The organism is Pseudomonas sp. K5002, from assembly GCF_013386655.1.
Taxonomy (GTDB): domain Bacteria; phylum Pseudomonadota; class Gammaproteobacteria; order Pseudomonadales; family Pseudomonadaceae; genus Aquipseudomonas.
Map to the genome: position 1 here is coordinate 1 of NZ_JACARK010000792.1, position 6,144 is coordinate 6,144.

A 6,144-nucleotide genomic window follows, 5' to 3' on the forward strand; every position below is an offset into this window, starting at 1 on the left:
GTCGACCTGGAAGCCAAGCGCCTGGTGCGTGTGCGGGAAAACCTCGCCCGTCTGGGCCTCAGCGCCGAGCTGATCGCCGCCGACGGCCGCAACACCGCCACCTGGTGGGACGGCAAGCCGTTCCAGCGCATCCTGCTGGACGCACCGTGCTCCGCCACCGGCGTGATCCGCCGCCACCCGGACATAAAGCTGACCCGCCAACCCGACGACATCGCCGCCCTGGCCGTGCTGCAAGGCGAGTTGCTGGACGCGTTGTGGCCGACCCTCGAAGTCGGCGGCATCCTGCTGTACGCCACCTGCTCGACGCTGCCTACCGAAAACACTGACGTCATCGAAGCCTTCCTTGCTCGCACCAGCGGCGCACGGGAACTGGACCTCGACATCCAGGCCGGGATCAAGCAGCCTCATGGCCGCCAGTTGCTGGCCCAGGAAGGCGGCCACGACGGGTTCTATTACGCCAAGCTGATCAAGATTGCCGCCGCTCGCGGCTGAATGGTTTTAAGGGAGTGACCGGATGAAAATCATCATCCTCGGCGCAGGGCAGGTTGGCGGTACGCTGGCCGAGCATTTGGCCAGCGAAGCCAACGATATCACTGTGGTCGACACCGACGCGGAGCGCCTGCGGGATTTGGGCGACCGTTTGGACATCCGTACCGTACAAGGCCGCGCCTCGTTTCCTACAGTGCTGCGCCAGGCCGGTGCCGACGATGCCGACATGCTGGTGGCGGTCACCAACAGTGACGAGACGAACATGGTTGCCTGCCAGGTCGCCCACACCCTGTTTCACACTCCGACCAAGATCGCCCGAGTGCGTGAGGCGGCCTACCTGACCCGCGCCGGACTGTTCGACAACGACGCGATCCCGGTCGATGTGCTGATAAGCCCGGAACAGGTGGTGACCCATTACATCAAGCGCCTGATCGAACACCCGGGCGCCTTGCAGGTGATCGACTTCGCCGAAGGCAAGGCACAGCTGGTGGCGGTCAAGGCCTACTACGGCGGGCCGTTGGTGGGCCAGCAACTGCGCCAGCTGCGCGAGCACATGCCCAACGTCGAGACGCGGGTGGCGGCGATCTTCCGTCGCGACCGGCCGATCCTGCCCCAGGGCGATACGGTGATCGAGGCTGACGACGAGGTGTTTTTCATCGCCGCCAAAGCGAACATTCGCGCGGTGATGAGCGAAATGCGCCGTCTGGATGAGACCTATAAACGCATCGTCATCGCCGGCGGCGGGCAGATCGGTGAGCGCTTGGCCGAGGCCATCGAAAGCCGCTACCAGGTGAAGATCATCGAGATGAATCCGGCACGCTGCCGGTATTTGTCCGACACCCTCGACAGCACCGTGGTCCTGCAGGGCAGCGCCTCGGATCGTGATCTGCTGCTGGAAGAAAACATCGCCGACGCCGACATCTTCCTGGCCCTGACCAACGATGACGAAGCCAACATCATGTCGTCGTTGCTGGCCAAGCGGCTGGGGGCGAAGAAGGTGATGACCATCATCAACAACCCGGCCTACGTCGACCTGATCCAGGGCGGCGATATCGACATCGCCATCAGCCCGCAACTGGCGACCATCGGCACCTTGCTGGCCCACGTGCGCCGCGGCGATATCGTCAGTGTGCACTCGTTGCGCCGGGGTGCGGCGGAAGCCATCGAGGCGATTGCCCACGGTGATTCGAAGTCGAGCAAGGTGATTGGCAAGGCGATCCGCGATATCGGCCTGCCGCCGGGCACCACCATCGGCGCAATCATTCGCGATGAAGAAGTGATCATCGCCCACGACGACACGGTGATCGCCACGGGCGACCACGTGATTCTGTTCCTTGTGGATAAAAAACATATCCGCGATGTGGAGAAGCTGTTCCACGTGGGCCTGAGCTTTTTCTGATCAAACGGAGTGACCGACATGCTCGAATCCCTGGAAAAAATGCTCGCCAAGGGCGTGGATAACTCACTGCTGCGGTTTGGTTTGGGCAAGGGTTATCTTGATCTGAAGGACAACGCCAAGGCGGCCGAGCATTTGCAGAAATGCGTCGAGTTCGATCCGAAGTATTCGGCGGCGTGGAAGCTGTTGGGCAAGGCGCAGCTGGGGCAGGGTGATAACGCTGCAGCGCGGTTAGCTTGGGAGAAGGGTATTGAAGCGGCCCTGGCACATGGCGACAAGCAGGCCGAAAAGGAAATGACCGTATTCCTGAAGAAACTCGACCGCCAAGCTTAAGCAGAACCCAATGTGGGAGCGGGCTTGCTCGCGAAGGCGTCGTGTCAGTCACCGAATTTGTGTCTGATACACCGCCTTCGCGAGCAAGCCCGCTCCCACATTTTGTTTTGTGCCAACCTTGAGTCAGCCGTACATCAATACCACCGCGCCTCACCCGGCGGGCGTTTCTTGAAGCGCTTCATGCTCCACATGTACTGGCTCGGGTAAGCCCCCACATAGCGCTCCACCACCTTGCTCATCGCCGCACACGAAGTGGCGGTGTCGGTGCTGTACATGTCTTCCGGCGCCGCTTCCAGGATCACTTTGTAGCCCGAACCATCCGGCAGCCGCAGGGCATGCAGGAACACCCCGACCGCCTTGTGCCCCGCCAGCATGTTCGGCACGAACTTGCTGGTCAGCGCCTGGGTGGCGAAGAACGGCACGAAGATCCCGGCCGATTCCGCCGGCTCCGGATCCGCAGGAATGCCCACCTGGCCGCCTTTGCGCACTTCCTTGATGACACTGAGGATGCCTTCCTTGGTGGACGCCGCCACGCGGTTACCCAGTTGCACCCGCTGTTTGCGCAGCAAGTCATCCACCGCCTTGAGCTTCGGCGGGCGGTAGAAAATGATCGGTTTGCACTGGCTGCAATAGAAGTGGTTCAACACTTCCCAGTTGCCCAGGTGGCTGGTGATGCCGACCACGCCTTTGCCCGAGGCCAGGGCTTCGTGCAGCACTTCCAGGCCTTCGACCTCGCGCACCAGGTCGATGGAACGCTGGGCCGGCCAGATCCAGGCGCAGGCGCTTTCGGTCAGGGACTTGCCGATGTCCATCAGGCTGCGTCCAACGAGACGCTCGCGCTCGGCCGGATCCATGTCCGGGAAGCATTTGGACAGGTTGATCCGCACCGTCTCACGGGAACGGTTGGGGGTTTTCCACATGATCCAGCCAATTGCCGAACCGACCGCTTGCACCGCGCGCCAGGGCAGCAGGGCAAACAACCGAAGAGCGCCTACCAGCAAGGCGCCTTTAAACTTTTCCACAGGTCACTCCTGATCGTGTGTGGTGCGCAAAGCCGCCATTCTAACCGGCGTTGGCGAGGTCCGCGTAACGGTCGCAGTCCTGAGTGTGGTCCATGACCATGCCCGAGGCCTGCATGAACGCGTAGCAGATGGTCGGCCCGACGAAGGTGAAGCCGGCTTTTTTCAAGGCTTTGCTCATGGCCTCAGCCTCCGGCGTAATGGCCGGGACCTGGCTGCGGTCCTTGAAATGATTGACCTTGGGCACGCCGCCCACAAACGACCACAGAAACTCCACGGGGTCCTGCAGCGCCAGCCAGGCGGCGGCATTGCGCCGGGTGGCATTGAGTTTCAGGCGGTTACGCACGATGCCCGGATCGAGCATCAGCGCTTCGATCTCGGCATCGCTCAGTTGGGCCAGACGCTGCGCATCAAAGCCGAACAAGACCTTTCGATAATGCTCGCGTTTGCGTAAAACGGTGATCCAGGACAGGCCCGCCTGGAACCCTTCGAGCAAAAGCAACTCGAACAGTCCCTGCGCATCGCGCAGCGGCGTTCCCCACTCCTGATCGTGATAAGCCATGTACAGCGGATCTTCAGAACACCAAAAGCAGCGTGGCATAAGGCTCCAGGGGATGGTGGCGCGGCCGAATCGGGTATACTCCCGCTCTTTAAATCGCAGCCCAAGTAACAGGTGAATTTCGTGAGCCAGCCTACGCCAGCCGTGCGTACCTTCCAAGACTTGATCCTCGCCCTCCAGCAATACTGGGCCGAGCAAGGTTGTGTGGTACTTCAGCCCTACGATATGGAAGTAGGCGCCGGCACTTTCCACACCGCTACCTTCCTGCGGGCCATCGGCCCGGAAACCTGGAACGCCGCTTATGTGCAGCCCAGTCGTCGCCCGACTGACGGCCGCTACGGCGAAAACCCGAACCGCCTGCAGCACTACTACCAGTTCCAGGTGGTTCTGAAGCCAAACCCGGACAACTTCCAGGAGCTGTACCTGGGCTCGTTGAAACATGTCGGCCTGGACCCGCTGGTCCACGACATCCGTTTCGTCGAAGACAACTGGGAATCGCCAACCCTGGGCGCCTGGGGCCTGGGCTGGGAAGTCTGGCTCAACGGCATGGAAGTGACGCAGTTCACTTACTTCCAGCAAGCCGGCGGCATCGAGTGCTACCCGGTGACCGGCGAGATCACCTACGGTCTCGAGCGCCTGGCCATGTACCTGCAAGGCGTGGACTCGGTCTACGACCTGGTGTGGGCTGACGGCCCGTTCGGCAAGGTGACCTACGGCGACGTGTTCCACCAGAACGAAGTGGAGCAGTCGACCTACAACTTCGAACACGCGAACGTCGAGAAGCTGTTCGAACTGTTCGACTTCTATGAAAGCGAAGCCAAGCGCCTGATCGAACTGGATCAGCCGCTGCCGTTGCCAAGCTATGAAATGGTTCTGAAGGCATCCCACACCTTCAACCTGCTGGACGCCCGTCGTGCCATCTCGGTAACTGCGCGCCAGCAATACATCCTGCGTGTACGCACCCTGGCGCGTTCCGTCGCCCAAGCCTACCTGTTGGCTCGCGCCAAGCTGGGCTTCCCGATGGCCACCCCGGACCTGCGTGATGAAGTGTTGGCTAAGCTGGAGGCTGCACAATGAGTGCTCAAGATTTCCTGGTTGAACTGGGCACCGAAGAGCTGCCACCCAAGGCCCTGAATACCCTGGCCGACGCATTCCTGGCCGGTATCGAAAAAGGCCTGCAAACCGCTGGCCTGAAGTTCGCCGCAAAAAAGGTCTACGCCGCGCCGCGCCGACTGGCTGTGTTGCTCACCGCACTGGAAACCCAGCAGCCGGACCGCAGCATCAACCTCGACGGCCCGCCACGCCAGGCCGCCTTCGATGCTGAAGGCAACCCGACTCAAGCCGCCCTTGGTTTTGCCAAGAAGTGTGGCGTCGAGCTGAGCGAAATCGACCAGAGTGGCCCGAAGCTGCGTTTCAGCCAGGTCATCACCGGCAAGCCGACCGCCAGCCTGTTGCCGACCATCGTTGAAGACTCGCTGAACGACCTGCCGATTCCCAAGCGCATGCGCTGGGGTGCCCGCAAGGAAGAGTTCGTGCGCCCGACCCAATGGCTGGTGATGCTGCTCGGTGACCAGGTCATCGACTGCACCATCCTCGCCCAGAAGGCCGGCCGTGATTCACGTGGCCACCGCTTCCACCATCCTGAAGCCGTGCGCATCACCGCGCCCGCCAACTACCTCAATGACCTGCGTGCAGCCTATGTGCTGGCGGATGCCAATGAGCGCCGCGAGCTGATCAGCAAGCGTACCGAAGAGCTGGCCCGCCTGCAGGAAGGCACCGCCATCGTGCCGCCAAGCCTGCTGGACGAAGTGACCGCTTTGGTTGAATGGCCAGTGCCGCTGGTGTGCTCGTTCGAGGAGCGTTTCCTCGACGTGCCGCAGGAAGCGCTGATCACCACCATGCAGGACAACCAGAAGTATTTCTGCCTGCTGGACGTCGACGGCAAGCTGCTGCCGCGCTTCATCACCGTGGCCAACATCGAAAGCAAGGACCCGCAGCAGATCATCGCCGGTAACGAAAAAGTCGTTCGCCCGCGCCTGACTGACGCCGAGTTCTTCTTCAAGCAAGACAAGAAGCAGAAGCTCGAAGACTTCAACCTGCGCCTGCAGAACGTGGTGTTCCAGGAAAAACTCGGCAGCGTATACGACAAGGCCGTACGGGTTTCCAAGCTGGCGGCCTACATCGCGCCACGCATTGGTGGCGATGCTGCCTGGGCTGCGCGTGCCGGCCTGCTGTCCAAGTGCGACCTGGCCACCGAGATGGTCGGCGAGTTCCCGGAGATGCAAGGTGTTGCCGGTTACTACTACGCCCTGAATGATGGCGAGCCGCAAGACGTCGCCCTCGCGCTG

General features: G+C 61.6%; 6 protein-coding genes and 1 pseudogene. 5 read left to right on the top strand and 2 right to left on the bottom strand.

The genetic code is table 11. From position 1 onward, the window contains the following. The 3 genes and pseudogenes from HX846_RS28650 to HX846_RS28660 form a co-directional block, all read left to right on the top strand. Positions 1–492: pseudogene (locus HX846_RS28650) on the top strand (16S rRNA (cytosine(967)-C(5))-methyltransferase); the annotation flags it as partial. Between the two features lie 22 nt (positions 493–514). Beyond that, a complete protein-coding gene (gene trkA, locus HX846_RS28655; protein WP_003213611.1) occupies positions 515–1,888 on the top strand; it encodes a Trk system potassium transporter TrkA in 1,374 nt (457 codons plus the stop codon). A gap of 18 nt (positions 1,889–1,906) precedes the next feature. Next, the gene (locus HX846_RS28660) at positions 1,907–2,218 is read left to right on the top strand and encodes a lipopolysaccharide assembly protein LapB (protein ID WP_003213608.1); all 312 of its coding nucleotides are present in this window, start codon (positions 1,907–1,909) and stop codon (positions 2,216–2,218) included. 134 nt (positions 2,219–2,352) lie between these two features. Here HX846_RS28660 and HX846_RS28665 read toward each other — a convergent pair whose 3' ends face one another. Both HX846_RS28665 and HX846_RS28670 read right to left on the bottom strand, forming a co-directional pair. Then, the gene (locus tag HX846_RS28665) at positions 2,353–3,240 is read right to left on the bottom strand and encodes a lysophospholipid acyltransferase (RefSeq protein WP_003213605.1); all 888 of its coding nucleotides are present in this window, start codon (positions 3,238–3,240) and stop codon (positions 2,353–2,355) included. Positions 3,241–3,280: 40 nt separating this feature from the next. After that, positions 3,281–3,838, bottom strand: coding sequence for a DNA-3-methyladenine glycosylase I (locus tag HX846_RS28670; protein WP_087694571.1), 558 nt, complete (start codon positions 3,836–3,838; stop codon positions 3,281–3,283). An 81-nt stretch (positions 3,839–3,919) separates the two neighbouring features. On the opposite strand from HX846_RS28670, the gene glyQ reads away from it, so the two are divergent. Then, positions 3,920–4,873, top strand: a complete 954-nt coding sequence (gene glyQ / locus HX846_RS28675; protein WP_003213601.1) for a glycine--tRNA ligase subunit alpha — start codon at positions 3,920–3,922, stop codon at positions 4,871–4,873. Further along, positions 4,870–6,144 (top strand): glycine--tRNA ligase subunit beta (glyS, locus tag HX846_RS28680; protein WP_178966602.1); only part of this gene is annotated, 1,275 nt, incomplete at its 3' end. The genes glyQ and glyS, both read left to right, overlap by 4 nt.